We start from the raw sequence: 25,998 nt of genomic DNA, 5'->3' as shown, positions 1-25,998 counted from the left end.
TTAAGAAACGCATGGGCGACGGTTAAAGAAGCCGAGGCGGCCGGGGCCGGCGGGGAGTTCAGGAGCCCCGGCGGCCGCCCGGTTCCCGCCCCGCACCGGTGCGACGTATCCGGCGGCGCCGTTCACGCCGTCGCGGCTTGCCTTCTTCGCCCAGCGAGAGCCACACCCGTACCTCCGTTCCGCCGAGCACCGAACGCCCGATGCGTACGTCGCCACCGGTGGACTCGGCGACCCGGCGCACGATGTCCAGTCCGAGACCGGTGGAGCCGGGGCCGCCGTCGCCATGGCCACGACGCAGCGCGGCGTCGGGGTCCGCGATGCCCGGGCCCGCGTCGGAGACGAGCACGATCACGGCTTCCTCGCTGTGGTGCACATCCACGGCGAAGGCCGTGCCCTCGGGGGTGTGCCGGAAGACGTTGCCGAGCATCGAGTCCACGGCGGCGACGAGTTCGGGACGGGCGACGGGGACGCGTACGGTCGCCTCGACCCCGGCGAGCCGTACCGCACGCCCCTCGTCCTCGGCGAGCGCGGACCAGAAGTCCATCCGGTCGCGGATAACTTCGCAGGCGTCACAGCCGAGCGCGGGCCCCTCCTTGCGTTCGCCTTGCTCACGTGCGGCGCAGATCAGCTGGTCGACCTCGCGTTCCAACTGCGCGACGGCCGCGCGGGTCTGCTCGGCGGCGGGCCCTTCGCCCAGCGATGCCGCGTTGAGGCGGAGAACGGTGAGCGGCGTGCGCAGCCGGTGCGAGAGGTCGGCGGCCAGCTCCCGCTCGTGGGAGAGCAGCCGCACGATCTTGTCGGCCATGGAGTTGAACGCGGCCGCCGCGGCGCGCAGCTCCGCCGGGCCGCCCTCGCGGACGCGCACGCCGAGATTGCCCTCCCCCAGCTCGGCGGCGGCCTTCGCGAGGCGCTCCGCCGGGCGTACCAGACGCAGCCCGAGGCGGTCCGCGGTGGCGAGGGAACCGGCGATCAGACCGAGGCCCACGACACCGAGAATCACCCAGGAAGTGGTGACCCCGTTGCCGACCGCGCGATGGGGCACATACACCTCGACCACCGCGAACTCGCCGGTACTCAGGGCCGTCGGCTGGAGCAGGGCGTATCCGCCGGGCACGGAGGTGACGGCGGAACGGCCCCGGCGGGCCGTCTCCACATCACGTGGGTCGGCCCGGCGCCGGCCGATGTCGTACGCCTCGTGCGTGCCGTGCGCGTCGGGGAAACCGCCGCCCGCCGTCTGCCGCGCGTCGTCGCCGCCCGGTACATGGACGGCCATCCGCCCGTCGCCACCGGCCTGCGAGCTGGCGACCGCCCGTTCCAACTGCTCGCGGTCGGTGGTGATGGCGAGCGCGGGGCGTATCTGGGCCGCCTGCCGTTCCGCGTCGGCGAAGGCACGGTCCCGGGCCAGCTCCTTGACCACCAGCCCGAGCGGCACGGCGAAGGCCAGCACCACCATCACCGTGACGGCCAGCGAAACCCTGACGAGCGCCCACCTCACGGTTGCTCCAACGACGCCTCCGGCGGCACCGGGGGGTGCTCCGGGGGCTCCAGTTTCACCCCGACCCCGCGGACCGTGTGCAGATAACGCGGCCGGGCCGCCGTCTCACCCAGCTTGCGGCGCAACCACGACAGGTGCACATCGATGGTCTGATCGTCACCGTAGGACTGCTGCCAGACCTCCGCGAGCAGCTCCTTGCGCGGTACGACGACACCCGGCCGTCCGGCCAGATACGCGAGCAGATCGAACTCCCGCCGCGTCAGGTCCAGTGCGGCACCGTCCAGTTCCGCCTGCCGGCGTAACGGGTCGACCGACAGGCCGCCGACCCGCAGTGCCCCGGACGACACCACCTCGCCCAACGCACCACCCCTGCCCGACCGCCGCAGCACGGCGGCCATGCGCGCGGTCAGATGCGCCACGGAGAAAGGCTTGACCAGGTAATCGTCGGCGCCGTCGGTCAGCAGCCGGATGATCTCCGCCTCGTCGTCCCGCGCGGTGGCCACGATGACCGGCACGTCCGTGATGCCACGCAGCATCTTCAACACCTGCGCCCCGTCGAGATCCGGCAGGCCCAGGTCGAGGATCACCAGGTCGAAACCGACCTGTGCCACTTCCCGCAACGCCTCCAGAGCGGTCCCGACACTGCGCACGGTGTGCGCGGCCTCGGTCAGCTGCCGGATGAGGGCGGAGCGCACGAACGGGTCGTCCTCGACGACGAGCAGTCTTGCCATGGGCCGCACCGTACGCCATGGGAGTGAGGCACTATGAGCCAGGTGAGGCGAGGAATCATGCAGGTCCTGCTGTGGGCGCTGGCGACCGCGGCGGCCATGGCCGGGTCCTGGTACGGGGTGCGTACGGTGCTGGCGGGCACGGCCTACGAACCGCCGCGCGCCCTGCCGATATCCGGCGTCGCGGCGCCGACGGCGGGGGAAGCGGCGCCCCCCTCCCGCGCCCCCGCCCCGTCGGCGTCCGCCACCCGCACCGCGACCCCGCCCACGCCGGACGTCACCCCCACCCCCACCCGCGAAACCGCGCGAAAGCCCGACGTCCCACCGCCGTCGGAAGCCGTCGAGGTGAAGAGCTACCCGGTCCGCGGCGGCCGGGCGGTCTTCGGCCTCGGCGCGGGCTCGGCCACGCTCGTCTCGGCTACTCCGGAGGAGGGCTGGCAGATGCGGGTATGGAAACAAAGCGCCTGGATCAGAGTGGACTTCGTGGCCGGCACGAAGACCACATCGGTGTTCGTCACCTGGAACGGCCACCCGCCGCAGGTCCAGACCGTGGAGAACTGACGTGTCCGGGGGAGGGGTCCGAGCGCTTCGACGACCGGGGCGACCGGCGCCAAGGCGGCCGTGCGAGGATCCAACGACCGTATACGGACACCGTGGAGGATGAGAATGTTCGCGATATCCCTGGGTGACGGAGCCGAGCTGCGGCCCCTGGAGCCCTGGCAGGCCGAGGAGTTCCTCGCCCACATGGACCGCGGCCGCGAATACATCGGCCGGTACGTCGGGCTCCCCGACGTCGCCGCCGACCTCGACTCCGCGCGGAACTGGCTGCAGGCGTACGCCGACAAGGCCGCCTCCGACACCGGACGGCTGTACGGCATCTGGCTTGACGGGCGCCTCGTCGGCGGCGTCCTCTTCAGGACCTTCGACGCGGCGGCGGGCAACTGCGAGGCCGGTTGCTGGCTCGAGCCGGCCGCCGCCGGACGTGGCCTGGTGACCCGCGCCGCACGCGTGATCATCGACTGGGCGGTCCAGGAACGCGGCATGCACCGTGTGGAGTGGCTGGTGGCCTCCGAGAACACACCGAGCATCAACGTGGCCAAGCGGCTCGGCATGAGCCTCGAAGGAGTCCAGCGCGAGAACGACCTCTACCGAGGCGTACGGCAGAACACGGAGATCTGGTCCGTGCTCGCCCCCGAGTGGCGTGCCGCGCGCGACACCCGCTGACGGAGGCTCGCGGAACCGCTCGTGAAGACACGACCGGGCAGACCGGCCGGTCTCGCTGATCCCGCCGCGGTCGAAGCCCGCCGGCCGACGGACGCCCCATGAGGTGACGGGGGAGCGCGTGCGGGCGGCGGGGCCGGCGGCCGGAGGCGGGGAAGGACTCCTGCCGGCTCAGGCCGGTGTCGCCTCGATGAGGTGGAAGACGTTCGGCTGGGGCATCGCGGTGATGCTGCCGAGCGTGAACCCCGCCTCGCTGCACAGAGCGGCGAAGTCGTCCGCCGTGCGTTCCCTGCCACCGACGTTCACGAGCATGTTGAGGTCGCTGAGGTAGGCCAGTTCGGTGGTCTCGGGAGACACCACGTCCGGCAGGACCGGTTCGACGATCAGCAGGATCCCGTCGTCGGGAATGACCTTCCTGATGTGCCGCAGGATGGTGACGCACTGCTCGTCGTTCCAGTCGTGGATCACGCTCTTGAGCAGATAGAGGTCTCCGCCCGCCGGGGCGGACGTGAAGAAGTCGCCGGTCGTGAGAGTGACACGGTCGGTGAGGCCCTCGTCGGCGAGCCGGGCGGGAGCCTGGGCGAGACCTTCGGCGGTGTCGTAGACGACGCCGCGCGGCCCGGGATGCGCGCGCAGGACCGCCGCCAGGAGCGTGCCGTCGCCACCGCCCACGTCCACGACGGTGCCGAAGCGGCCGAAGTCGTACAGGCCGGGCAGGGCTTCGGCCGCGATGAGCGTGGCCTGGCCCATCGCCGCGTTGAATTCCGCGGACAGCTCGGGATGCTCCTTGAGGTAAGTGAAGAAGTCCGTGCCGAAGGCCGCGTCAAACGTGGTCCCACCGGTACGGACGCCCTGCTCCAGGAGTTCCCAGCCGCGTGACATCAACGGATCGGTGAACATCAGGGCCACCGACCGCAGGGTCCCGGGCACATCGGAGCGGAGCAGATCGCCCGCGGGAGCGGTCGCGAAGGTGCCCGGCGCGGTCTCGGTGAGTAACCGCAGGCCGGCCAGCGCGCGGAGCAGACGATGGGTGGCCTGCGGGTGCGTGCCGAGATCACGGGCGAGACCGGCCGCCGTGCGCTCGCCCTCGCCCAGCCGGTCGAAGACTCCCAGACGGACGGCCACGCCGAGGACATGCGTGCCCATCTGCCCGAAGGCCAGCTCCATCACGATGCTGCGCTCCCGCCAACCCTCCGGCGTCCGCCGCGCGTCGCGCTCCGAACCGGTCATGTGCGTCCCCTTCCGTGGTGGCGCCGTCCGGCGCCTCGTCACCGGCGCACGGCAGGCACTGTCGAGGGGTGGGCACGGCGCACACCACCCCGTGGAACTTAGGGCAGCCTAAGTTGAAGGCGGCGGTGGTGGCAATGCCCCTTCCCGGACCGGCTCGGCGGCTCAGCGCGGAGGGAACAGCCGGCTGCCGTCGCTGAGCAGACCCGCCCGTTTGACGTGACGGAGCACCGGTACCACCTCCAGTTGGTGCACGGACTTGAGCGTGCCGATCCCCTCCGTCATGTAGGTGTACAGGTCGTGCTGATCCCGGCAGAGCACCGTGGCGGCCAGATTGGTGGTTCCGGTGGTCGCCGCCACGAACGGGACCTGAGGGTGATCGGCCAGCGCACGGCCGACCTCGGCCAGATCGGCGGGCGGCACGGTCAGGGCGAGGGCGGCCTCGGTCTGATAACCCAAGTGGACGGGAAGGATCTCGATGTCGAAGGAGAGGGCGCCGTGCCCGCGCAGGTACTCCAGACGGCGGCGGACCGTGGACTCGGAACGGCCGGTCGCCTTCGCCAGCTCGGGATAGCCCGCCCTGCCGTCCCGTGCCAGTACGGCCAGCATCGCCTGGTCGCCGTCATCGAGACGGATGATGTCATCGTGGCTCACCGCCGGCGGCAGCAGCGCGCTGATCTGTTGTTCGCTCAGCTCGGCCGGCCCCAGCCAACAGCCCGGACGGTTGGTGTAGCGATGGAGCAGATTGTGGGCCGACACCCCCGTGACCTGCTGGGTCCGGGGCAGCTTCTGCAGGAGGAGGGTCTCGTGGTCCTCCCGGGTGCGTGAACTGACCAGACACCCGACCTCGGTACCGTCGGAGTAGATCTTGACCCAGCCCGTGTCGGGGCGGCGGGCGAGCGCCTCGGCGATGGCCGGGGCGGCACCCGGTACGCACCGGATACGCAATCTGGATTCGAACAGACCGACACGGCTGCCGACCGGCAGCCCGAGGACGCGGAGCAGCCCCGCACCGTGCAGGCGGCGGTAGCGGCGGATCACCGTCTGATCCGTGGTCTCCAGGACGGTGGCGAGGCGGCTGAAGGTGGCCCGGCCGTCGATCATCAGTGCCTGCGCGAGACGGCGATCGAGGAGATCGAGCTCCTGAATATCCATGCTTCCCATCATTTCACGGCCGCTGACCACCAAGATCCGTCATTAAGTCGCGCTGGATTCATGGAACCTGCTGGACGTGCGAGGTTCTACCGCTGTGGGGCACGACCGGCCGGGCCATGAGGCCACCGCCCGGCCCGGGCCCCTTGCCGGTGAAAGACCTCTGGAGGTTCGAATGCGTAAGTGGCTGCCGCTCGTAGCGGTGTGCCTGGGGACGTTCATGCTGCTCGTGGACGTCACGATCGTCGTGGTGGCGTTGCCCGACATGGCCGAGAGCCTGCACACCTCCTTCGCGGACCTGCAATGGGTGATGGACGTCTACGCCCTGGCGCTCGCCGCGCTGCTGCTGGGCGTCGGCTCGCTCGCCGACCGCATCGGCCACCGGCAGGTGTACGTGGCGGGCCTGGTGCTGTTCGCGCTCGCCTCGCTGGCGTGCGGACTGGCGACGGGCCCGCAGGCCCTGATCGCCTTCCGGGGCGTGCAGGGCATAGGCGGAGCCGCGATGCTGGCGACCACGACGGCTCTGATCGGCAGCATTTACCACGGCCGGGACCGAGGGGTGGCGTTCGGCGCCTGGGGAGCGGTCAGCGGCGCGGCTTCCGCGGCCGGACCCGTCCTGGGCGGCGTGCTGACCCAGCACCTGGACTGGCGCTGGATCTTCTTCGTGAACCTTCCCCTCAGCGTGCTCGCCATCGCGATGACCTTGCGCTTCGTCGTCGCGACACCCGCCCGGGGCTCCCGGGGCGTGGATCTGCCCGGCATGGCGACCTTCACTCTCGCGGCGGGCTCCGCGACCTACGCGCTGATCAAGGGCAGCGCATACGGCTGGACCTCGGCCACCACCCTGGGACTCTTCGGGCTGGCGGCGGTGGCACTGCTCGCCTTCCTCGTCATCGAGACGCGTCGGCGGCAGCCCCTGCTGGACCTCACGCTCTTCCGCCGGGGATCGTTCACCGGGCTCATGATCGCCGCGGTGCTGTTGTCTGTCGCCGCGTTCTCCTACCTCGCCTACACCTCCCTGTGGCTCCAGTCCGTCCGCGGCATGGGACCGGTGGCCGCCGGGCTCACCTGTCTGCCGATGAGCGCGGCGGCGTTCCTCGTCGCGTCGCTGTCCGGGCGTTTTCTGCACGGCGCCTCCGCGCGGTGGATGGTCGGACTGGGCATGCTGCTGATCGGTGGGGGCGCGTTCCTCCAGGCCACGATCGACGCGGGGTCGAGCTGGACCGTTCTGGTGCCCGGCCTCGCGGTGACCGGCATCGGGGTCGGGCTCGCCACACCGATGCTGGCCTCCGCGGCGCTGGCCTCCGTCGGGCCCGAACGCGGGGGAATGGCCAGCGGCGCCGTGAACACCGCACGTCAGCTGGGAAACGCGCTGGGCATCGCCGTTCTGGGAGTGGTCTTCCACGCCGGGCTGACCGGCTCGCTCCGGGACAACGCACGGCACGCCGTACCCGATCCGGCCGCGACGGCCGACGCTCTGGCCGGAGGCCAGGCGCAAGCCGTGGTCGCCCACGCGGGCTCCCCGCAGCAGCGGGCCGTGGCCGGCCGCCTGGTGCACGAGGCGTTCGCCGCCGGCCTGCAGCAGACCTTCCTGGTCTCGGGGGCTCTGGGGGTGCTCGGCGGCATCGTCGCCCTGGTACTCCTCCGGCGCTCCGGCACACCGGCGGTGACGGCCCCTCACCGAGGCGACGCGAACCTCCCCGACCCGCGGCAGACCCCGTCTTCCTCGCCCCGGCCCCAGGCGATGGCGGCACCCGCCACCGGGGACGGGAACCCGTAGCACCTACCGGCGTCCACACCCGCCGGCCGGGCGGGACGCGATGAGGCCCGGCAGCCAAGCTGCCGGGCCTCACACCTGCGTAGCGGGGACAGGATTTGAACCTGCGACCTCTGGGTTATGAGCCCAGCGAGCTACCGAGCTGCTCCACCCCGCGTCGGTGAAGTGAACAGTACGTCATCCTCCGGCCCGGCCGAACCATGGGGCTCAGCCGTCGTCCCGGCCGCGGGTGACGGCGAGGAGGGCCATGTCGTCGGTGATACACCCACCGGCGTGCCGGTTCACATCCGTGAGGAGTGCGTCGAGCAGCGCGTCCGGGCCGGAGAAGACACGGCCGGCGAGCCGGGCACCGGGGTCGTAGAAGGCCCCCGCCCGGTCCCGCGCCTCCGTGAGCCCATCGGTGTACAACAGCAGCGTCGCACCCGGAGGGAACGGCACCGTGTCGCTCCGGCCCTCGCCAAGGCCCAGCTCCCCCAGCCCCCAGGGGAGCGCCGGCTCCCCGGGCTCCGCGCTGCGCACCCGGCCACCGTGGAGGAGCAGCGGCGCCGGGTGACCACGGTTGACCAGCCGCAGCTCGTCGCCGGAGTGCGGGATCTCGGCCAGCACGCCGGTGACGAACCCCTCGGTCCGCTCGAGCCCCGCCCGCCGCCGCGCTTCCCGCAGCACCGCCCGCTCCAGCCTGGCCGCCACCCCCATGAGTGTGGGCTCCTCCTCCGCGGCCTCCCGGAACACCCCCACCGCCACCTCCACGGCCTTGACCGCCTCCATGCCCTTGCCCCGCACGTCACCGACCACGCAGCGCACGCCGTACGGTGTGTCCTGCACGCCGTAGAGGTCACCACCGATCTGGGCGTCTTTCACAGCCGACTGATAGCGCACGGCGATCCGCAGGGGACCGATCGAGGCCGGGGGCCGCGGCAGCACGGCGCGCTGCACGGTGAGGGCGATGGTCCGCGCGGACTGCAGCCGTACGTCGCTGACGTACATGAGCCGGTTGACGACGACGGCGAGAGCCGAGACGGTCGCGACCGCTGCCAGCTCGCTCCGCCCGCCCGAATCCCCGATGAAGCCGAAATGCGTCAGCAACACGGCATCGATGGCGCAGGCGGCGATCCCCGCCAGGACCGTCGCGCGCAGGGACAGCAGTGCGGCGGCCGCCATCGGCGCGGCCGAGTAGAAGGCCTCGGCGCTGAAATGCGGGGACGTCCGGTAGTCGAGGAGGCCGCCTCCGACGAGCAGGAGCCCGGGCAGCAACCGCACATGGCGCAGGCACCAGCGCTTCACGCCGGTGCGCCCCGCGCTCGGTGCCCTCACGTCCGCTCCCGCTCTTTCGTGCCGGGCCGTACCGGCCCTACGACATGCTCCAGCATCCTCGGGCCGGATCCGGGCTGCCAGTCATGGGGCGGCCGTACGGGTACGTGGCGAACCGCCGCCCGCGCCGTCGGCGAAGGGGAACCGCGGGGCCGTGGCGCCGCCGGGGGAGCCGGCCCTCCCGGCCCCACCGTCCCGGGAACGCGCCTCGCCGGGCCGCGTCCGCCAGGGGCGCCGACCGGAAGACAGCCCCCGGCCCCGCGGTACGCGTTAATGCGTTGACGCCGTCGCCGGTGCCCGTCTACGGTGCTCCACGCCCCTGTTGCCGTTGATCGGAGAAGGACGTTGCTCGTCTGAGGTCCTTGAGACACCGCGCTCGCAGCCACGCTCGGCCCTAGTGCCGCCGCTGCCGGCGTTCCGTGTGCGACCTCGACGCGTTGAGCCGTCCCCCGGTGCAGGGGCATGCGTCCACCCCCCTTGCCGACCATGGTCGCCCTGTGGTGTCCCAGCACGTTGCCCTGGCCACCCCCCCAGTAACCATGTGAGGCCCGCATGACCGCGACCCCCGCTTCCGTCACCTGCACCGCGCTCTCCTACGTCTGGCCGGACGGCACCGCCGTCTTCGAGGACCTCCAGGTCGCCTTCGGACCCGGCAGGTCCGGCCTCGTCGGCCTCAACGGGTCGGGCAAGTCCACCCTGGTCAAGCTGATCGCCGGAGAACTCGCACCGACCGACGGCACGGTGCGCGTGGCGGGCGAGATCGGCTACCTGCCGCAGAACGTCACGCTCGACACCACCCTCCGCGTCGAGGACGTCCTCGGCATCACCGACACCCGCACCGCCCTGCACGCCATCGAGGCGGGCGACGCACGCGAGGAGCACTTCACGGCAGTCGGCGACGACTGGGACGTCGAGGAACGGGCCACGGCGACGCTCGCCGGACTGGGGCTGGGCCACATCGGCCTGGACCGCACCATCGGCGAGGTCTCCGGTGGCGAGTCGGTACTCCTGCGAATGGCCGCACTGCTGCTGCGCCGGCCCGATGTCCTCCTTCTCGACGAGCCCACCAACAACCTCGATCTCTCCGCACGCCGCCGCCTGTACGCGGCCGTCGAGGCATGGTCCGGCGTCATGATCGTGGTCAGCCACGACCGTGAACTCCTGGACCGCGTCGACCAGATCGCCGATCTGAGGGCGGGGGAGGTCACCTGGTACGGGGGCAACTTCTCCGCGTACGAGGAGGCGCTCGCCGCCGAGCAGGAGACGGCCGAGCGCCTCGTACGGGTCGCCGAGTCCGATCTGCGGAAGCAGAAACGCGAGCTGGCCGACGCCCACGTCAAGCTCGCACGCCGCAAGCGGTACGGACAGCGGATGTGGGACACCAAACGCGAACCCAAGGCCGTCATGGGCGAGCGCAAGCGGCAGGCCCAGGTCGCCGCGGGCAAGCACCGCATCCTGCACGAGGGCAGACTCGCCGAGGCGAGGGAACGGCTCGACGAAGCCGCGGAAGCCGTGCGCGAGGACGACGAGATCCGCGTCGACCTCCCGTACACGGCGGTGCCACCAGGCCGCTCCGTGTGCACGCTGCGCGACCTCCACCTCAGGTACGGGGCCCGGGTGCGGGGCGAGTTCGAACTGCGCGGCCCCGAGCGGATCGCGCTCGTCGGCCGCAACGGCGCGGGCAAGACGACCCTCCTGCGCACGATCGCCGGAGAGCTGGACGCCCTCTCCGGGACGGCGACGGTCCATGTGCCGCTGCGGTTCCTGCCCCAGCGACTGGACGTGCTCGACGACGAGTTGACGGTCGCCGAGAACGTGGGGCGCTTCGCCCCGGAGGCGACCGGCAACCGCGTCCGGGCCCGCTTGGCCCGCTTCCTGTTCAAGGGGGCGCGCGCCGATCAGAGGGCCGCCACACTGTCGGGCGGGGAGCGCTTCCGGGCCACCTTGGCGGCCCTGATGCTCGCCGAACCCGCCCCGCAGCTCCTGCTGCTGGACGAGCCGACGAACAACCTCGACATGGCGAGCGTGCGTCAGCTGACCACGGCCCTCGCGTCGTACGAAGGCGCGCTGATCGTCTCCAGTCACGACATCCCCTTCCTGGAGTCCATCGCCGTGACGCGCTGGCTGTGCCTGGACGGTGAGCTGCGGGACACGACGGCGGAGGAGGTGCGCACGGGAGGAGGCCACGCACCGAGACCGTGACGCGACGGGCCGCGGCGGCAGCCGCCCCGCACCGTGCGTGCCGTCCCGGGCGTGGCCGGATCTGCCAGAAACCCGTCATTGCCGACACGCGGCGGCGTGGTGAAGATGGGGACATGCCCCTCACCCACCGTGTCGTCATCGCGGTCTTCCCCGATGTCGACCTCCTCGACGTCACCGGCCCCGCGGAGGTCTTCGCCCTGGCCAACCGGGAATCGGCGGGCCAGGCGGGCTACTCGGTACTCCTGGCGGGCCGTGCGCAAGGGCCGGTGCGCACCTCGGCCGGGGTACGGCTGCTCACCGACACGTCCTTCGCCGAGGTCGGCGCGGCGGTGGACACCCTGCTGGTGCCCGGCGCGGTGGACATGCGTCCCGAAGGCCCGGTGGCCCGCACCGACCAGGACGTCGTGGACTGGGTCAAGGCCACCGCCCCGTACGCCCGGCGGGTGGCATCGGTGTGCGTCGGCGCGCACCTGCTGGCCGCGGCCGGGCTGTTGGACGGCAAGACGGCGACCACCCACTGGTCGACGGCGGCGCAGCTCGCCGCCGACCACCCACGGGTGACCGTGGACGCCGACCCGATCTTCGTGCGCTCCGGGCGGGTGTGGACGGGCGCCGGGATCAGCGCCTGCATGGACCTCGCCCTGGCCCTGGTGGCCGAGGACCACGGCGAGGACCTGGCTCTCGCGGTGGCCCGACACCTGGTGATGTACCTCAAACGCCAAGGCGGGCAGAGCCAGTTCAGCGTGCCGTTGAGCCGGCCCGCCGCCGGCCGGCGCGACATCGACGACATGCGTCTGTTCATCGCCGAACATCTCGACGCCGACCTCTCGGCGGCCGCGCTCGCGGCCCGGATGTGCCGGAGCGAGCGCCACTTCGCCCGCGTCTTCCGGCAGGAGACCGGCATCAGCCCGGCCGCCTACGTCGAGGCCGCACGGGTCGAAGCCGCGCGCCGTCTGCTGGAGAGCACCGACCAGCCGCTCGACCACATCGCTCGCATCACCGGCCTGGGCTCGGTGGAAACCTTGCACCGCGCCTTCCGTCGGCAGATCAGCACCACGCCGGCGGCCTACCGCCGCCGCTTCCGCACCACCACCTGATCCTTCGTCTCCCCACGGCACACACCTGCCACCGCGCCATTCGCCGCGCGCCGTTCACCGCTCTTGAAAGGGCCTCTTGTGATGACCGCTTCCCCCAGCCTGCGTGATGTGATCGGCCTCGACGGCCGCCTGCCCCGGCTCGGCGAATCCACCCTGGTGATGATCGACTTCCAGAACACCTACCGTGCCGGAGTCATGGCACTCGACGGCGCCGCGAGGGCCCTGGACGCCGGCGCACGCCTCCTCGCCTCGGCCCGCGCCGTCGGCGCTCCGGTCGTCCACATCGTCAACGACGGTGGCGCGGACAGCCCGTATGACATCCGCGCCGACATCGGTGCCATCAGTGACGAGGTCGCGCCCCTCGCCGACGAACCCGTCGTGGTCAAGCACTTTCCGAACGCCTTCCACGACACCGGGCTGGAGGAGATCCTGCGTAACCTCGGGGCCGGGCCCGACCTGGTCATAGCCGGGTTCATGACCCACATGTGCGTCACCTTCACGGCCCAGGGCGCCTTCAACCTCGGCTACCGGCCCACTGTCGTCGCCGAAGCGACCGCCACGCGCGCCCTCACCACACCCGACGGCGACGTGCTGCCGGCCGCCGCCCTCCAGACGGCCGCCCTGACCACCATCACCGACCTCTTCGGCACCGTCGCCCCGACCGTCGAGGACCTCCGGTCTTCCTAGGGACGCACGGCGCTGAGCGCGTCCGAGGCCGGGCGGCCGCCCTTCACCCGTTCCGGCGGCGTGCCGGGCGGCCGATCCGTGGGTCAGGCGGTACCGGTCCGCCTCGCGGTGACCGCCACGGTGGTGTAACGCGCCGTGAAGGCGCCACCGAGGGCGTCGACAGCGTCCCCGACGCCCTCCAGTACCACCGCCAGTTGGTCCGACGGAAGCCGGGTGAGGTTGCCATGGGTCGGCATCTGCTCCAGCCACGCGTCGCGGGTGTAGGACCACTCCCAGTCGAACTGCCACTGCTCCGGGTCGCCGAACCCTCCCGCTTCCCGGATCCCGTCGACGGCCTTGCCGAACAGCGCCTGGTAGCCGTCCAGGGCCGGCTGCGCCACTGCCGGGGGTGCGAACGGCGAGTCGGGCGCCACCGCCCGGTAGGCCGCGGCGAAGGCTTCCGATACCTCGGGCGGCAGCTCCCACACGTTCCAGAATGCCGCCAGCCGCCCGCCGGGCCGCAACACCCGCCCGGCCTTGGCGGCTCCCGCGACCGGGTCCACCCAGTGCCAGGCCTGGCCGGCGACGACCGCGTCGAATTCCCTGCCGGCCGGGTCCCAGGCTTCGAACGTCGCCACGTCGACCTCGACTCCGAGCCGCCGTGCCACCGCGGCCATCCGCGGGTCGGGCTCCACTCCGAGCACCGCGCAGCCGGCCGTCCGCAGTTGCCGGGCGGCGATCCCGGTGCCACAGCCGACATCGAGGACATCGGGGCCGGGACTGCCGGAGACGATCCGGGCCACCAGGGCCTCGGGGTAGCGCGGCCGGGCCCGGTCATAGAGTGCGGCGTCCGAGCCGAACGACTGTGCCGCCTGACGGTATCGATGCGGCGCGTTTCCGGGCGGGCCTGATCGTTCCGGAGGTAAAATGGGCATGCGCCCACTATGGTGGGCACGTGCCCACTCGTCAACGGGGTGTGCCTGCCGAGCGAGAAGGGACGCGTCATGCCGACAGGGGTGGCCATGCGCGACGCACGCGAGCAACTGTTCGACGCGGCGGAGCGCATTCTGCTGCGGGACGGGCCGAACGCGCTGACCAGCCGGGCGGTCACCGCGGAGGCGGGATGCGCCAAGGGCGTCCTGCACCGGCACTTCGCCGACTTCGACGCCTTCCTCGCCGAACTCGTGCTCGACCGCATCGCCCGGCTCGACGACGAGGCCGCCGCCCTGCGCGACTCCGCCGGGACCGGCACCGTGGCCGGCAACCTCACCGATGCGCTGACGACCCTATTCGGGTCGGTCGCGCTCGCGATCGTCGCCCTCATCACCGCCCGCGACGACCTGCGCGCCCGGCTGCGCCGGATCACCCCGGTCGGCGTGCCCGTCCTGACGGAGGCCACTGCCATGATCGCCTCCTACCTCGCCGTGGAGCGCGACGCGGGCCGTATCGCGGCGGACGCCGATGTCGACACGCTCGCTCTCACGCTGATCGGGACCGGCCACCTGCTGTTCGCCGGCCGCGAAGGCGTACCGCCGGAGCCCGGAGCCGTCCTCAAGGTGGTGACCACGGTCATCGCGGGCGCCGTATGACCAGCGCGTCGTGCCCAGCCAAAACCAGCCCGTCCGGCGCGTGAGGACGCGCCCGAAGGGCATCGACCGCTCCGCCCGTCGGCTGTCGTCTGTCCGGCGGGCTCATCGGACCACGTGCGAAGCCTGGGACACGAACGTCTCAATGGCCTGCCGCGCCCGGGCGTCGAGGGCGTCCCGTTCTCCTAGGTCCCGTGCCGTCGACACGTCCCGCGTGCACCGGTAGGCCTCCTCGGCCGCGAGGACCACCCCTTGATGTGCGTGATCACGGCACCCATGAGCGTGCCCCCGGACAGCAACGACGCTTGCCCAAATCGCTTCCACATGGCGGATCGATGCGGTGGGATCCATCCTGTAGTTACTCGCGCCGCTCGGACAGGAGGAACGGCATGAATGCTCAAGGCAACGAAAGCGTCGCCGCGGACCAAGTCCTCACCGTGGAGGAAGGCGCCGAACTCAAAAGGAGCCTCTCCGGGCGCAAGGCCGGCCCGGAATGGCACTGGATGGGCAACTACGGCGACCCGACCGAGGCGGCCAACGTCGCGAACCAGCCTCCCGCGTGCCCGGCCGGGGGAGTGATGTTCGCCGTCAACGGCAACCTGATCCCGGCGTGGATGTTCTTCTAGCGCCCCTCCCGTGGGAGCGACGCGCTCCGGTCCGGTGCGGCGGAGGGCGCCGTTCTCGGCGACCGTCGCAGCAATGAGGGGTCCTTGCCGGCGCGCGCCGGCAAGGACCCCTCGTCGGGCGTGATGGCTCAGTGATCGGAGTAGCTGAAGTCGCCCACGGTCCAGGCGCTGACGTCCTTGATCGCGACGCGGTACATACCGCCTGTTTCGGGGATCCCGATGCTGCCTTGCAGGATGCGGGCTACGTGGAAGTGCAGATGCGTAGGTGCCTTGCCTCGGTCGGGCCGGTCCTGGGCCCGGTCGGCGGTGAAGATGCCGGAGAACGGACTGAGGTGGGCCGAATCCGTCAGGACCTCCGACACACGCTCCCTCCACACGGCTTCGGGAGCCAGCCGTCCGGTGATGACGGCACCGCCGGTGACCACGGTCAGGGACATCTGATTGCTTTGCTCGGCCTCTACCATGGCGGCGACATCGACGAGCAGTTCGTCAGGGTTCGACATGAGAGCCGATTCTATCCGCCGGACGGGTCGGCCGGTTGGGCCGGTGGGCGACGAGGTGAGACGCGGCAAGCCGGCCCATGTACCGCCGGAGGGGCGGACGGTGCGGGAGAGCCGAAGTGGACTCCCGAGGCGCCCGAGGGCGGTGCCCGCCGTGAGCGGGACCCGGCAGGGATGAACCGGCGGATAGTAGTACAGGAAGCGATCTCACGTCGCCTGAGACCGGCCGGTCAGCTGGTCACCGAGAGGACTGCGGCGGTAGAGGACCTGGCGTCCGTCGCGCGCCCGGGTGACGAGGCCGGTGGCGTACAGCACACGCAGATGCTGGGACACGGCACTCGGAGTGACCCGCAGGCGCCGGGCGATCTCGACGGTCGGCAGCGGCTCGTCGAGGAGACCGAGCAGTCTCGCTTTGGGCGCGCCCACAAGGGACGCGAGGGCATGCGCGTCAGCGACCGGCGCCGGACCCCAGAGCGTCGCCACTCCGCGACTGGGGTACGCCAGCATCGGCGGCTCCTCCGGGCTCACCGGAGGCGCGGGCTTGTGGGCGAACACGGACGGCACGAGGAGCAAGCCCCGGCCGGACGACGGGACACGGTGTTCGCCGATCATCTTCTCGATGTGCAGCACACCGTTGTGCCACCGCAGGTTCGGGTGCATGTCGGCGAACAGCAGGCGGGCACCTCCCATGGCCAGTTGCCGTGCCCGGTAGGTCATGTCCGCCTCCAGCAGCAACCGCATCCGCGGCCACATCGGCATGATGGCGGCCTCCCAGTACTGCCGCAGGAGTGCGCAGATGGCATCACGGAGCCTGATGACGGGCGCGTCGCCGTCGGCGGTGACAGCAAGCAGCGCGTCAGGGAGCGGGCCCGGGGCGTGAGCGGCGAGTAGGTCACGTCGGACCAGATCCGGTGAGGTCAGGGCGACGAGGGCCAGTTCCTCCTCGAAGGCCGGGGCGAAGCTCGTCGGCCGCGGGGTCAGGAAGTCGGGAAGGGTGCGCCTCACCGCCACCAACGACATCAGCAGGTCCGTGTCGAGCGCCCCGAGCCCGCCGAGAACGGACCGGCGCCACGGCAGGTGCAGCGCGGACAACCCCGGCTCGCGCAGCACCCGCAGGCTGAGCACGGTCTCGTGCAAGGGGGAGACGGCGAACCGGGTGTCCGCGAGGTCCTCGACGCCCAGCTCGTAACTGATCATTAAGCCGTACGCTACATCGATTGGCGGCGGAGTGCCGCTGCCGTGAACTCCACGTATGACACACGCAGTTCACGCCCAGCGCGTAGTGAGCGCCACCGGAGCGGTCGGTCCGAACGCGGCAGGCCGTGCCGTCGCCGTGCTGCCACCGCCCGGCATGCGAGATGGGCGGCCCGAGCGATGCGGGCCCGGCCGGGACGGCGGGCCGCGGTGAGCCGCCGGTTGGTCCTGATGCTCGCTCTTACCTGCGCCGTCGGCGTAGGAAACATCTACTTCCCGCAAGCGATCAGTCCGCTGGTCGCCGCGGGACTGCACGAGTCCCCCGACTCCGCCGCCACCGTGGTGACCGCGACCCAGGTCGGCTACACAGCCGGGATCTTCCTGCTCGTTCCGCTCGGCGACCGGCTCTCGCACCGCCCCTTCCTCGTCACCTTGCTCGCCCTCACCGGCGTCGGCCTGCTGGCCGCGGGCTGCGCTCCGGCCCTGCCCGCCCTCGTCGCCGCCGGCACCGTGGTCGGCGTCACCACCGTCGCCGCCCAAGTCGTCGCCCCACTGGCGGCCGGGCTGGTGGCCGCCGACCGTCGCGGAGCGGTCATGGGTACCTTGCTGAGCGGCTCCATCGGCGGCATGCTGCTGGCTCGCACGTTCAGCGGGACACTCGGCGCATGGCTGGGATGGCGCGCCCCCTACCTGGTGGCCGCGGCCCTGGCCCTGCTTCTCGCCGCTGTCCTGGCGTGTCACCTGCCCGTGACCACCCCGCTCTCGCACCGGCCCTACCCGGCCCTCCTGGCCGAGCCCCTGCGCCTGCTCCGCACCGAACCGGACCTGCGCCGCTCCTGTCTCTACCAAGCGGCGGTCTTCGCCGGGTTCTCGGCCGTCTGGACCTGCCTGGCGCTCCTGCTCACCGGCCCGGCGTACCGCCTGGGCGCCCAGGCGGTGGGGGTGCTCGCCCTGGTCGGCACGGCGACCATGTTCTGCACCCCGTTCGCCGGACGCGTGGTGGACCGCAGAGGCCCTGATCCGGTCAACCTGGTCTGCATGCTCGGGGTCCTGGTCTCGGCCGCGGTCCTCGCGGTGGGTGCCCGGGGCGGCACGCTGGGCATGGCGGCCCTGGTCCTCGGCACACTGCTGCTCGACATCGCGATGCAGTCCGGCATGGTAGCCAACCAGGCCCGGGTGTTCGCCCTGCGCCCCGATGCCCGCAGCCGGCTCAACACCGCCTACATGACCTGCGCTTACCTGGGTGGCAGCGCGGGTTCCTGGGCCGGGGTACGAGTCCACGGGGCTGCCGGCTGGCGGGGCGTGTGCGCACTCGTGGCGCTGCTCACCGCCCTGGCCCTGGCCCGCCACCTGCTGCCGCCGTACGTCGGAGGGGCCCGGTCCGGCCCACGCCGCCGGAGCCGCCTCGGCCGGTGGTGAACACCGTTCCACCGGCAGGACCTTTCCCCGTACCCTTCGCGCATGATGGATCAGCGCTCGGTCGACGCGGGACGGATCCGGCTGGCCTACCACGTCTCGGGACCGCCGGATGGCACCCCGCTCGTTCTGTTGCACGCCCTGGGAGAGGACGCCACCGACTGGGACGCGGTAGCGCCCGCCCTCGCCGGCGGTAGCCGACGCGTCTACGCCCTCGACCTCCGCGGCCACGGCCGAAGCGATTGGCCGGGGGAGTACTCACTCGAACTCATGCAGACCGATGTGGTCCGCTTCCTCGACGTGCTGAGGCTTGACCGAGTGGATCTGATCGGGCACTCCATGGGCGGGATCGTGGCGTACCTGTTCGCGGCGAACCAGCCATGGCGGGTGAAGCGGCTCGTTCTGGAGGACGTTCCGGTCCCGCGCCCCCGGGAGCCGACCACACCGGCCAGGCCGGGCCAAGTCCTGCCCTTCGACTGGGAGATGGTGACGGCCATCAAGAGGCAGATCGACAATCCCGACCCCACGTGGCTCGAGCGCCTCGGCAAGATCACCGCCGAGAGCCTCGTGATGGCCGGCGGCCCGAGCAGTCACGTGCCCCAGGAGGGCATCACCGAGCTGGCTCGCAGGATCCCCGACGGGCGAGTGGTCACCATCCCGGTCGGACACCTGATCCACCGCACAGCGCCCGAGGCTTTCACCGCGGCAGTGCTGACGTTTCTGTCGGAGGAGCGGTAACGCGTCCCGTCCGGCACGCCCGCGGAACCAGGCAGTGCCTTCTTCCCGGTGCCGACAACCTGAGAAGATCTACGATCAACTCACCCCGTACGAGAGAACAACAGACATGACGGTCTTTTGCTGCGCGAAGTGCGGAGCGGAACTCACACCGGAGCTACAGGAACTCCGGACCATTCCCGATGTCTCCGTGCACGACAAGGACCGGGACATCAAGACCGGGCTCGCGGCCTCGACGGTGCCGAGAGGGAGCTTCGCCATTGATCCGGAGCCGTGGGGTGCCCCGTTCGAGAGGGCCGGGAGCGGAGGGCCGTCCGCCTGCGGCCCCCGGTCCCCGCTCATGCCTGCCGAGATGAGCGGAATGATCTCAGCGGGACCGCGCGACTCCGTCATCGTGCATCCGGACGACGCTCCCACCTTGCGAGTGGTGAGCGCGTCCGGCATCCACTGGGGATGCTGCGGCCCGCTCGGAACCGGGGGCCGCAACATGGCCTGCACCTGCGGCACCCTGATCGCCACGCTCGCCGCGGACTGCATGGGTCCGTACGAGCTGCATCTCGATCCGCTGCGTACCTACGCCCTAGAAGGCGGCGAGGCGAGGACGTGACCGCGGCTCGGACGGCTACGCCCCGCACCTACTCAGCGGTCGCGAGATCCACGATGCGCTGGATCAAGCCGGAGTACGTCCAGCCGGCCCCGGTCGCCGCGAGCGGCACCAGGCTCGTCGCCGTCATACCCGGGAGCGCGTTCACCTCAAGGCACATCGGCTCGCCGTCGGCGTCGCAGCGAAAATCGGTGCGCGAGTACGCGTCACTGCCGAAGCCCAGCGCATGATGCGCGCGCAGCGCCAACTCCCGCAGCCGGGACGCGAAGTCGGCCGGAATCCGCGCCGGACAGACTTCGCTGACCGCCCCGGGCTGGTACTTGGCGGTGTAGTCGAACAACGGCGTCGTCAGCTCGATCTCTACCACGGGGAGCACCTGGTCCCCGACCACGGCCACGGTGAATTCGCGGCCCGAAAGGAACGGCTCCACCAGCAGCTCGACCTCCCCGGAGCGCACCCCGGCCGCGACCTCTGCCAGCTGCGGGAGCGAGTCGACCCGGTGGACCGAAACACTGGAACCGTCCGCGACCGGTTTGGCCACCACCGGCCCGGCCGCCACCAGACGCTTCACATCCTGCGGCACGTCCCCTGCTCCGGGCCGCCACAGCACCCGCTCGGTCACCGGCAGACCTGCCGCGCCCAGCACCGCCTGCGCCCGCCCCTTGTGCCACGCCGCCGCACAGGCCGCACTGTCCGCGCCCGTGAACCGTACGCCGGCCATTTCCAGGACCGCCTGCACGTGCCCGTCCTCACCCCAGCCACCGTGCAAGGCCAGGAACACCACATCCGCGCCACGGAGCAGCTCCAGGACCGGCCCGCCGGTCAGGGCGGCATGCATCCGCGACCGCGACCGTCGCCGGTCCGCCAGGGACGGGGGCTCCTTCCCCACCGCGCACTCGTCGACCGCGTCACCGGGCCGCAGCGGCCCGGCCAGCACCGGCACCGCAGCGGCCGGGTCGACCAGCACCACCTCGTTCCCCCGCTCAAGCAAAGCCCGGGCAACCGACCGCCCCGAGGCCAGCGAGACGTCCCGCTCCGAGCTCTCTCCGCCGCACAAGATCACAACACGCATTCCGGCATTCTGCCGCACCCCTCCGCCCCACGCCCGGGCCGTACCGGTGCGGCCAGGTCGGCTACGATCCTGGCGCTTCATTCTCCGAGCGCGAACGACGCTCGTTCCTGCCACCTCGTGCCGTCATACACCATGAGCTCAACCGACGAGACACGAGACGTGATCGGGAGCCTGCCGGTGAGGTCGGCTTCGATCTCCTCCAGGACGGCGTCTTCCTGGCCTTGAGCGATGGTCAGATGCGGGACGATCTCGGCGAACCGGCCCCCGTACGGGGGAGCATCGGGCCATCGACCGACGACCGCCTCCGTGAGCTGCCGCAATCGCGTGTCAGGTCCGGGAACGAGATACCCCACTTCCGGGAACCGTCCACATCTCTCGAACCGCAGGTCAAAGGCCTGGTGCCCGCTCAGCACCTCCGCGAGGGCGGAGCAGACGCCCGCATCTATGCGGCTCTCGTCGAGAAACGGGAAGAGCACCGTGACATGTGCCGGAACCCCGGCCCGGGCCGAGGGATCCAACCGTTCACGCCACCTGCGAACGGCCGGCTCCGCCTCCGGTACACGGACGATGAGCCCCGTCTGGCCCGCCTCAAAAGCGCTACCGCTGTCGTCTGGCATGACACCGCATGGTGTCACCTCTGCCGCGTACGGCGCGGCACGCTTTCAGCTAAAAGGTCAGGACCGACCGCTGGGACAGCTTCCCTGCTGCTCAGCCCGGTTCGCCGGGCTGCCTGGGGGAGCGCTCCACCACACCGGCCAGGTTGCCGAGCATGCGGCGATGGCGTAGTTGCAGCACGGCGTCGAGAGCGGTGTTGTGCAACCGCGCGCCCGGCCCGCGCAGGGGATGCTCGTCCATGATGAGGAGACTGTGGATGTCCCACGGCTGGACCCGGATGGCGATCCGGGCCGTCCCCAATGGTCCGCTGTCCACTTCGAGTTCGAGGGTCTCAGGCGGCTCGCAGCGCCGCACATAGGTGTGGCCGCGCAGTGACCACGGACCGAGCCGGACGGTGTATTCGATGGCGGAGCCGACTTCGGGCCAGGTGCCCCGGGCGGGGACCGCCTTGGCGGTGCCCACCACCCATTCTCCGTAACGGAAACCGTCGGCGAGGACCGCCCAGACCGCCTCCGGGCTTCGCTTGATCAGTTGGTGCCGTACCGCCATGGGTCCTCCGGCGTCGAGGGGAGCGGAACTTCGTCACCTGGGCCACTCCAGCCTAGGCCCGTCGGCGATTCCCGTCCTGCCGAGCCGGGCCCCGCTCCCGTCGCGCTCACGGCGTGTGCTGAGGTGACGATGATGCCGGTACTCCCGCGGCGGCGGAAGGCGCGGAGGAGACGCCCCGGGCCAGGTGGCCGGCGGCCGACTCCGCCAGGGCGCGGACCGCCGGGTGCCAGGGGCGGGCGTCCGGCCCGGTCAGTACGAGACGACGTGCGGCGTGCGGGGCGAGCGGCAGCAGGACCAGGTCCGGGGGGATCAAGGGCTGGGAGACCTCGGACAGGATGGTCACCCCGAGACCGGCCTGCACCATGCTGATCAGGGTCGCCAGATCCCTCACCCGCTGAGCGGGTATGAAGGGCAGCCCGGCCGCGCTGTGGATCGAACGGATGCGGGCTTCGCAGCCGTTGGGCGAGATCAGGAACTGATCGTCCTCCAGGTCGCGGATGTCGACGAGCGGCTCGTCCGCCAGTGGATGGTCCCGGGGCAGCAAGGCCCGATAGCGGTCCACGGCGAGCGGAATGCCGGGACCGGGCGGCGGGTCGGCCAGGATGGCGGCGTCGGCCGTCCCGCCCTCCAGCCAGGCCGAGACTTCGGCGCTGTCGCCCTCGAAAACGCGCACCGTGATCTGCGGCTGATCCTCGCGCCAGTACCGGAGCAGACCCGGAAGCAGCCCCTGGCAGACCGTTGGTGTGGCGGCCAGCCGCACGGTGCCGGTCATGGTCGCGGTGGCATCGGCCGCGATGCGCTCCACGGACCGGGCCGCCGACAGCGCGAGGCGGGCGTGCGGCAGGACCCGCTCACCGAGAGCCGTGGTCCGCACCGGTGAGGCGCGCACCAGCAACGGGGCAGTCAGCTCGCGTTCGAGGGAGGCGACGGCGTGGGACACCGCCGACTGACTCATGCCCAGCTCGGCGGCCGCCGCACTGAAGCCGCCCGCGTCGACGACGGCGAGGAAAGCCCTCAGCTGAGGAATGTTCACGGTCATGCGACGACCTCATATGCGTATGACGAGTATGCGTTGGATCTATGGTGCCCGGTTGGCGACGCTTGCCTCACGCCGCCGACTCCGGCGGACGCACGACACGAGCCGAGGAGAGCCATGCCGTACTTCCGCGTCACCATCCCCGCCCCCGAGCTTCCCGCAGACGAACAGCGTGCCCTCGCCGAGGGGCTCACCCGCCTGGCGGTCTCGGCCCTGGGCAAGGCCGGCGCGCGCACCATCGTCCACCTCAACCTGATACCGGCCGGCAGCTACTTCATCGACGGCAGGCCTCTGACCGACGGTCGCGACGCGCACGTGGAGGCCGCCATCACCGCGGGCACGAACAGCGCGGCGGAGAAGGCCGCCTTCATCGCCGGGGCGGATCGGTTGCTGACGGACATCCTCGGCCCGCTGACCCGCTCCGGAGTCGCGCTGCACGAACTGCACCCCGAGAGCTACGGATACCACGGAGTGACCCAGTTCGACTTCTACCGCCAGGCCGGGAACACCCCGGCCGCCCCCACCGCCCCTTGAACCACCTGCCATCGGGCGAGGCCGCCCCCGCTCCGGCGACGGTCAGGCGACGCTGCCGGGGCGGAAGGTGAAGACGCGGTCCAGGCCGACGACGGTGAGGATGCGCAGGGTGTTGGCGGGGACGGCGGCCAGGGTCACGTCGGCGCCGACGGCTTGGGCGCGCTGGCGGGCGGCGAGGAGGGCGGTGATGCCGGTGGAGTCGCAGAAAGTCAGCCCGGACAGGTCGATGACCAGATTCTCTCCCGGGCCCAGGGCCAGACGTTCGACCTGTTCGCGCAGGTCGCCGGCCTGCTCGTAGTCGAGTGCGCCGACCACGTACAGAACGGGGCCGGTGGCGGCGTCGCGGTGGGTGATGTTCAGCGGGCTCATCATGGTTGCTTCACTGCCGGGCGGACGGGAGGACGGTCGGGTGGGCGGCGGGGACGCCGAGTGCCAGCAGGGCGGTGTCGTCGTCCAGGCCGTCGCCGAAGCTCTTGAGCAGCCCGGTCAGCATGGTGATCGCCTCATGGGCGGAGCCGGGGGCGTGGTCGGTGGTGAAGGCGCGCAGAGCGTCGTCGCCGAACAGACTCTCACGAGTCGGGCCGGTGCGGGCCTCGGTGAGGCCGTCGGTGTAGAGCAGGATCGTGTCGCCGGGGGAGAGGACGGTCTCCGCGGTGCTGAACGGAGCGCTGGGCAGGGCGCCGACGAGCAGCCCTCCGGGGGTGGGAAGGTAGTCGGCGTCGCCGTCGGACCGCATCACCAGCGCCGGGGGATGGCCGCCGGAAGCGAGACGGACGGTGGTGCTGTCCCGGTCACCGCCCGGCTCGATGACCCCGTAGATGACGGTGCAGTAGCGGGGATCACCGCTGGCGGCGTACCGCTCGTACAACACGGCGTTCAGCGTGGTCAGGGCCGCGGTCGGCTCCGGATCGTGGAGCGCCGCGGCCCGCAGGGTGTAGCGGGTCAGCGAGGTGAGAGAGGCCGCCTGGGGCCCCTTGCCGCACACATCGCCGAGGAAGAACGCCCACCGGCCCCCGCCGAGGGAGAACAGGTCGTAGAAGTCACCGCCGAGACGGTCGGGGGAGGCGGTGTGGTAGTAGACGGCCGCCTCCAGCCCCGGCACGGCAGGCAGTGAGGAGGGGACGAGGGACTGCTGCAGAACGGCCAGCGCGTCGGCCAGCCGTTCCCGGTCGGCCTCGGCCTGGCGACGGGCCTCCTCCGCCTCCGCGCGCGCCCGCTCGGCCTCGGCGCGCGCCTGCTCGGCGTCCTGGCGACGGCGCAGGAGTTCCTGCTCGTAGGCGCGCCGGTCGGAGGCGTCGAAGACGGTGGTGCGGATCAGCAGCGGCTCCCCCTCACTGCCGTGCTTGACCACGGAGGAGACCAGTACCGGCAGACGACGCCCGTCGGTGCCCTTCATCTCCAGGGCGATGCCGCGCAGCTCGCCTTGCATGCGCAGCAGCGGCGCGAAGTGCGTCTCGTGATAGAGCTTTCCGCCCACGGTGAGGAGGTCGGCGAAGTGGACCCGGCCCACCACCGACGCACGCTCCAGACCCAGCCAGTCCAGCAGCGTGGCGTTGATCTTGGCGATGGTGCCGTCCATCAGCGTCGACAGATAGCCGCAGGGAGCCGACTCGTAGAGGTCTTCGGCGCTGTCCTCCAGCAGCGCGGTGAACGCGGCATCTGTGTCCGCCCCGTCCCCGGTGTGCGCCGACTCCGGGTCCTCACTCATCCGGCACATCACCGCTGATCCGCCAAGAAGCCGACAATCGCTTCGACGGTGGCCTCCGGCGCGCTCAGCTGCGGGCAATGACCGGTGGCGTCCAGGGTCACCAAACGGGAAGAGGGGATCGCGGCGTGTACATACGCGCCCACCTCGCGGGGCGCGATCATGTCCTGGGAGCACTCCAGCACCAGCGTGGGCACCGTCACGGTCTTCAGATCCTCGCGACTGTCGGACAGGAACGTGGTACGGGCGAAGACCCGGGCGATGTCCGGGTCGGTGGCACAGAAGCTGTTGGTCAGCTCCTGCCCCAGCTCCGGCCGCTCCGGATTGCCCATGATCATCGGGGCCATCGCGGAAGACCAGCCCAGATAGTTCGACTCCAGCGAGTCCAGCAGCTCGTCGATGTCCGGCGCGCTGAAACCGCCCCGGTAGCCGTCATCGTCGATGTAGCACGGAGAGGGGGCCACCATCACCAGCGTCCCGATCCGCTCGGGAGCCATCCGCGCGGCCAGCACCCCGACCATGGCGCTGACCGAATGCCCGACGAACACCGCGCGCTCCACGTCCAGCTCCTCGCAGACCTCCACGACATCCTGGGCATAGCCCTCAAGTGAGGAGTACCGCTCCTGGCTCCAGGCCGACAGATCCGAACCACCGGAGCCGACGTAGTCGAACAGCACCACCCGGTAGTGCTGCGCCAGGACCGGCACGGCCAGCCGCCACATGTTCTGATCACAGCCGAACCCGTGGGCCAGCACCATCACCGGACCGTCGGCCAGGCCGAGGACCGTCACGTTGTTCCTGCTGCGAATATCCATGCGGGCCATCCTCCCACCCGGGCCGTTTCACCCGGCTCACCGGGCGGGCCGGCCGGGGGCCGACGATGCCGCCGTGCGGCCAGAAGGCCACCTCCGGCCGGTGGGACCACGCCAAGACCGGCCGGGCGGCGCCCG

27 protein-coding genes and 1 tRNA gene are annotated in these 25,998 nt (G+C 71.3%); 12 read left to right on the top strand and 16 right to left on the bottom strand.

The genetic code is table 11. The features are described from left to right. Positions 1–58 precede the first annotated feature (58 nt). Together ACZ6MA_RS05400 and ACZ6MA_RS05395 are read right to left on the bottom strand one after the other, a co-directional pair. Complete coding sequence (locus ACZ6MA_RS05400) at positions 59–1,495, bottom strand: sensor histidine kinase (protein ID WP_469431271.1); 1,437 nt, start codon at positions 1,493–1,495, stop codon at positions 59–61. After that, a complete protein-coding gene (locus ACZ6MA_RS05395) occupies positions 1,492–2,226 on the bottom strand; it encodes a response regulator transcription factor (protein WP_469431270.1) in 735 nt (244 codons plus the stop codon). Before ACZ6MA_RS05395 ends, ACZ6MA_RS05400 begins: the two co-directional genes overlap by 4 nt. Positions 2,227–2,259: 33 nt before the next feature. On the opposite strand from ACZ6MA_RS05395, the gene ACZ6MA_RS05390 reads away from it, so the two are divergent. Together ACZ6MA_RS05390 and ACZ6MA_RS05385 are read left to right on the top strand one after the other, a co-directional pair. After that, positions 2,260–2,784: a hypothetical protein gene (locus tag ACZ6MA_RS05390; protein WP_469431269.1), complete on the top strand. Its 525-nt coding sequence runs from the start codon at positions 2,260–2,262 to the stop codon at positions 2,782–2,784. 105 nt (positions 2,785–2,889) lie between these two features. After that, complete coding sequence (locus ACZ6MA_RS05385) at positions 2,890–3,447, top strand: GNAT family N-acetyltransferase (RefSeq protein WP_469431268.1); 558 nt, start codon at positions 2,890–2,892, stop codon at positions 3,445–3,447. 168 nt (positions 3,448–3,615) lie between these two features. On the opposite strand, the gene ACZ6MA_RS05380 is transcribed toward ACZ6MA_RS05385, so the two are convergent. Then, complete coding sequence (locus ACZ6MA_RS05380; protein ID WP_469431266.1) at positions 3,616–4,674, bottom strand: methyltransferase; 1,059 nt, start codon at positions 4,672–4,674, stop codon at positions 3,616–3,618. 162 nt (positions 4,675–4,836) lie between these two features. Beyond that, complete coding sequence (locus ACZ6MA_RS05375) at positions 4,837–5,826, bottom strand: AsnC family transcriptional regulator (RefSeq protein ID WP_469431265.1); 990 nt, start codon at positions 5,824–5,826, stop codon at positions 4,837–4,839. Between the two features lie 172 nt (positions 5,827–5,998). On the opposite strand from ACZ6MA_RS05375, the gene ACZ6MA_RS05370 reads away from it, so the two are divergent. Continuing rightward, complete coding sequence (locus ACZ6MA_RS05370; protein ID WP_469431263.1) at positions 5,999–7,603, top strand: MFS transporter; 1,605 nt, start codon at positions 5,999–6,001, stop codon at positions 7,601–7,603. A gap of 80 nt (positions 7,604–7,683) precedes the next feature. Here ACZ6MA_RS05370 and ACZ6MA_RS05365 read toward each other — a convergent pair. Beyond that, positions 7,684–7,757 (bottom strand) — tRNA-Met (locus ACZ6MA_RS05365). A 50-nt stretch (positions 7,758–7,807) separates the two neighbouring features. Then, positions 7,808–8,914: a PP2C family protein-serine/threonine phosphatase gene (locus tag ACZ6MA_RS05360; protein WP_469431262.1), complete on the bottom strand. Its 1,107-nt coding sequence runs from the start codon at positions 8,912–8,914 to the stop codon at positions 7,808–7,810. A gap of 549 nt (positions 8,915–9,463) precedes the next feature. Between ACZ6MA_RS05360 and ACZ6MA_RS05355 the strand changes: the two genes are divergently transcribed. From ACZ6MA_RS05355 to ACZ6MA_RS05345, 3 genes are all read left to right on the top strand, one after another. Then, positions 9,464–11,113 carry an ABC-F family ATP-binding cassette domain-containing protein gene (locus ACZ6MA_RS05355; RefSeq protein ID WP_469431261.1) on the top strand — a complete coding sequence of 550 codons (1,650 nt, stop codon included), beginning with the start codon at positions 9,464–9,466 and terminating at the stop codon, positions 11,111–11,113. Between the two features lie 113 nt (positions 11,114–11,226). Beyond that, complete coding sequence (locus ACZ6MA_RS05350; protein WP_469431260.1) at positions 11,227–12,210, top strand: GlxA family transcriptional regulator; 984 nt, start codon at positions 11,227–11,229, stop codon at positions 12,208–12,210. Positions 12,211–12,291: 81 nt separating this feature from the next. After that, on the top strand, positions 12,292–12,897 hold the full coding sequence (locus ACZ6MA_RS05345; protein ID WP_469431258.1) for a cysteine hydrolase family protein: 606 nt from the start codon (positions 12,292–12,294) through the stop codon (positions 12,895–12,897). 83 nt (positions 12,898–12,980) lie between these two features. On the opposite strand, the gene ACZ6MA_RS05340 is transcribed toward ACZ6MA_RS05345, so the two are convergent. Next, entirely contained in the window at positions 12,981–13,811 is an 831-nt protein-coding gene (locus ACZ6MA_RS05340) for a class I SAM-dependent methyltransferase (protein WP_469431256.1), read from the bottom strand. A 69-nt stretch (positions 13,812–13,880) separates the two neighbouring features. Between ACZ6MA_RS05340 and ACZ6MA_RS05335 the strand changes: the two genes are divergently transcribed. Both ACZ6MA_RS05335 and ACZ6MA_RS05330 read left to right on the top strand, forming a co-directional pair. Then, entirely contained in the window at positions 13,881–14,465 is a 585-nt protein-coding gene (locus tag ACZ6MA_RS05335) for a TetR/AcrR family transcriptional regulator (protein ID WP_469431254.1), read from the top strand. Positions 14,466–14,851: 386 nt separating this feature from the next. Next, positions 14,852–15,088: a hypothetical protein gene (locus ACZ6MA_RS05330; protein ID WP_469431253.1), complete on the top strand. Its 237-nt coding sequence runs from the start codon at positions 14,852–14,854 to the stop codon at positions 15,086–15,088. A gap of 128 nt (positions 15,089–15,216) precedes the next feature. Here the strand turns inward: ACZ6MA_RS05330 and ACZ6MA_RS05325 are convergent, their stop codons facing one another. Next, a complete protein-coding gene (locus tag ACZ6MA_RS05325; RefSeq protein WP_469431252.1) occupies positions 15,217–15,591 on the bottom strand; it encodes a hypothetical protein in 375 nt (124 codons plus the stop codon). Between the two features lie 204 nt (positions 15,592–15,795). Then, positions 15,796–16,785 (bottom strand): ArsR/SmtB family transcription factor, encoded by a 990-nt coding sequence (locus ACZ6MA_RS05320; protein ID WP_469431250.1) that lies wholly within the window; start codon positions 16,783–16,785, stop codon positions 15,796–15,798. Positions 16,786–16,962: 177 nt separating this feature from the next. Between ACZ6MA_RS05320 and ACZ6MA_RS05315 the strand changes: the two genes are divergently transcribed. From ACZ6MA_RS05315 to ACZ6MA_RS05305, 3 genes are all read left to right on the top strand, one after another. Then, entirely contained in the window at positions 16,963–18,201 is a 1,239-nt protein-coding gene (locus tag ACZ6MA_RS05315) for an MFS transporter (RefSeq protein WP_469431249.1), read from the top strand. A 42-nt stretch (positions 18,202–18,243) separates the two neighbouring features. After that, the gene (locus tag ACZ6MA_RS05310; RefSeq protein WP_469431248.1) at positions 18,244–18,936 is read left to right on the top strand and encodes an alpha/beta fold hydrolase; all 693 of its coding nucleotides are present in this window, start codon (positions 18,244–18,246) and stop codon (positions 18,934–18,936) included. Positions 18,937–19,294: 358 nt separating this feature from the next. Continuing rightward, positions 19,295–19,540, top strand: a complete 246-nt coding sequence (locus ACZ6MA_RS05305; RefSeq protein ID WP_469431246.1) for a hypothetical protein — start codon at positions 19,295–19,297, stop codon at positions 19,538–19,540. A gap of 28 nt (positions 19,541–19,568) precedes the next feature. Here the strand turns inward: ACZ6MA_RS05305 and ACZ6MA_RS05300 are convergent, their stop codons facing one another. From ACZ6MA_RS05300 to ACZ6MA_RS05285, 4 genes are all read right to left on the bottom strand, one after another. Beyond that, positions 19,569–20,609 (bottom strand): D-alanine--D-alanine ligase family protein, encoded by a 1,041-nt coding sequence (locus ACZ6MA_RS05300; RefSeq protein ID WP_469431245.1) that lies wholly within the window; start codon positions 20,607–20,609, stop codon positions 19,569–19,571. Positions 20,610–20,686: 77 nt separating this feature from the next. After that, a complete protein-coding gene (locus ACZ6MA_RS05295) occupies positions 20,687–21,226 on the bottom strand; it encodes a 2'-5' RNA ligase family protein (protein WP_469431244.1) in 540 nt (179 codons plus the stop codon). Positions 21,227–21,317: 91 nt separating this feature from the next. Beyond that, complete coding sequence (locus ACZ6MA_RS05290; protein ID WP_469431243.1) at positions 21,318–21,773, bottom strand: SRPBCC family protein; 456 nt, start codon at positions 21,771–21,773, stop codon at positions 21,318–21,320. A 106-nt stretch (positions 21,774–21,879) separates the two neighbouring features. Beyond that, a complete protein-coding gene (locus ACZ6MA_RS05285; protein ID WP_469431242.1) occupies positions 21,880–22,812 on the bottom strand; it encodes a LysR family transcriptional regulator in 933 nt (310 codons plus the stop codon). A 114-nt stretch (positions 22,813–22,926) separates the two neighbouring features. On the opposite strand from ACZ6MA_RS05285, the gene ACZ6MA_RS05280 reads away from it, so the two are divergent. Continuing rightward, entirely contained in the window at positions 22,927–23,343 is a 417-nt protein-coding gene (locus ACZ6MA_RS05280; RefSeq protein WP_469431241.1) for a tautomerase family protein, read from the top strand. Between the two features lie 42 nt (positions 23,344–23,385). On the opposite strand, the gene ACZ6MA_RS05275 is transcribed toward ACZ6MA_RS05280, so the two are convergent. From ACZ6MA_RS05275 to ACZ6MA_RS05265, 3 genes are read right to left on the bottom strand one after another with little or no spacing between them, the layout of a single operon-like run. Then, entirely contained in the window at positions 23,386–23,712 is a 327-nt protein-coding gene (locus tag ACZ6MA_RS05275; protein WP_469432251.1) for an STAS domain-containing protein, read from the bottom strand. Between the two features lie 10 nt (positions 23,713–23,722). Then, positions 23,723–25,060 (bottom strand): PP2C family protein-serine/threonine phosphatase, encoded by a 1,338-nt coding sequence (locus tag ACZ6MA_RS05270; protein ID WP_469431240.1) that lies wholly within the window; start codon positions 25,058–25,060, stop codon positions 23,723–23,725. Beyond that, a complete protein-coding gene (locus tag ACZ6MA_RS05265; RefSeq protein ID WP_469431239.1) occupies positions 25,060–25,863 on the bottom strand; it encodes an alpha/beta fold hydrolase in 804 nt (267 codons plus the stop codon). The genes ACZ6MA_RS05270 and ACZ6MA_RS05265 overlap by 1 nt, the downstream gene beginning before the upstream one ends. Between the last annotated feature and the right edge of the window lie 135 nt (positions 25,864–25,998).

It is taken from the genome of Streptomyces sp. NPDC042259 (assembly GCF_055582085.1).
Note: the sequence above shows the minus strand (reverse complement) of the source record. Positions and strands in the feature narration are given on the sequence as shown.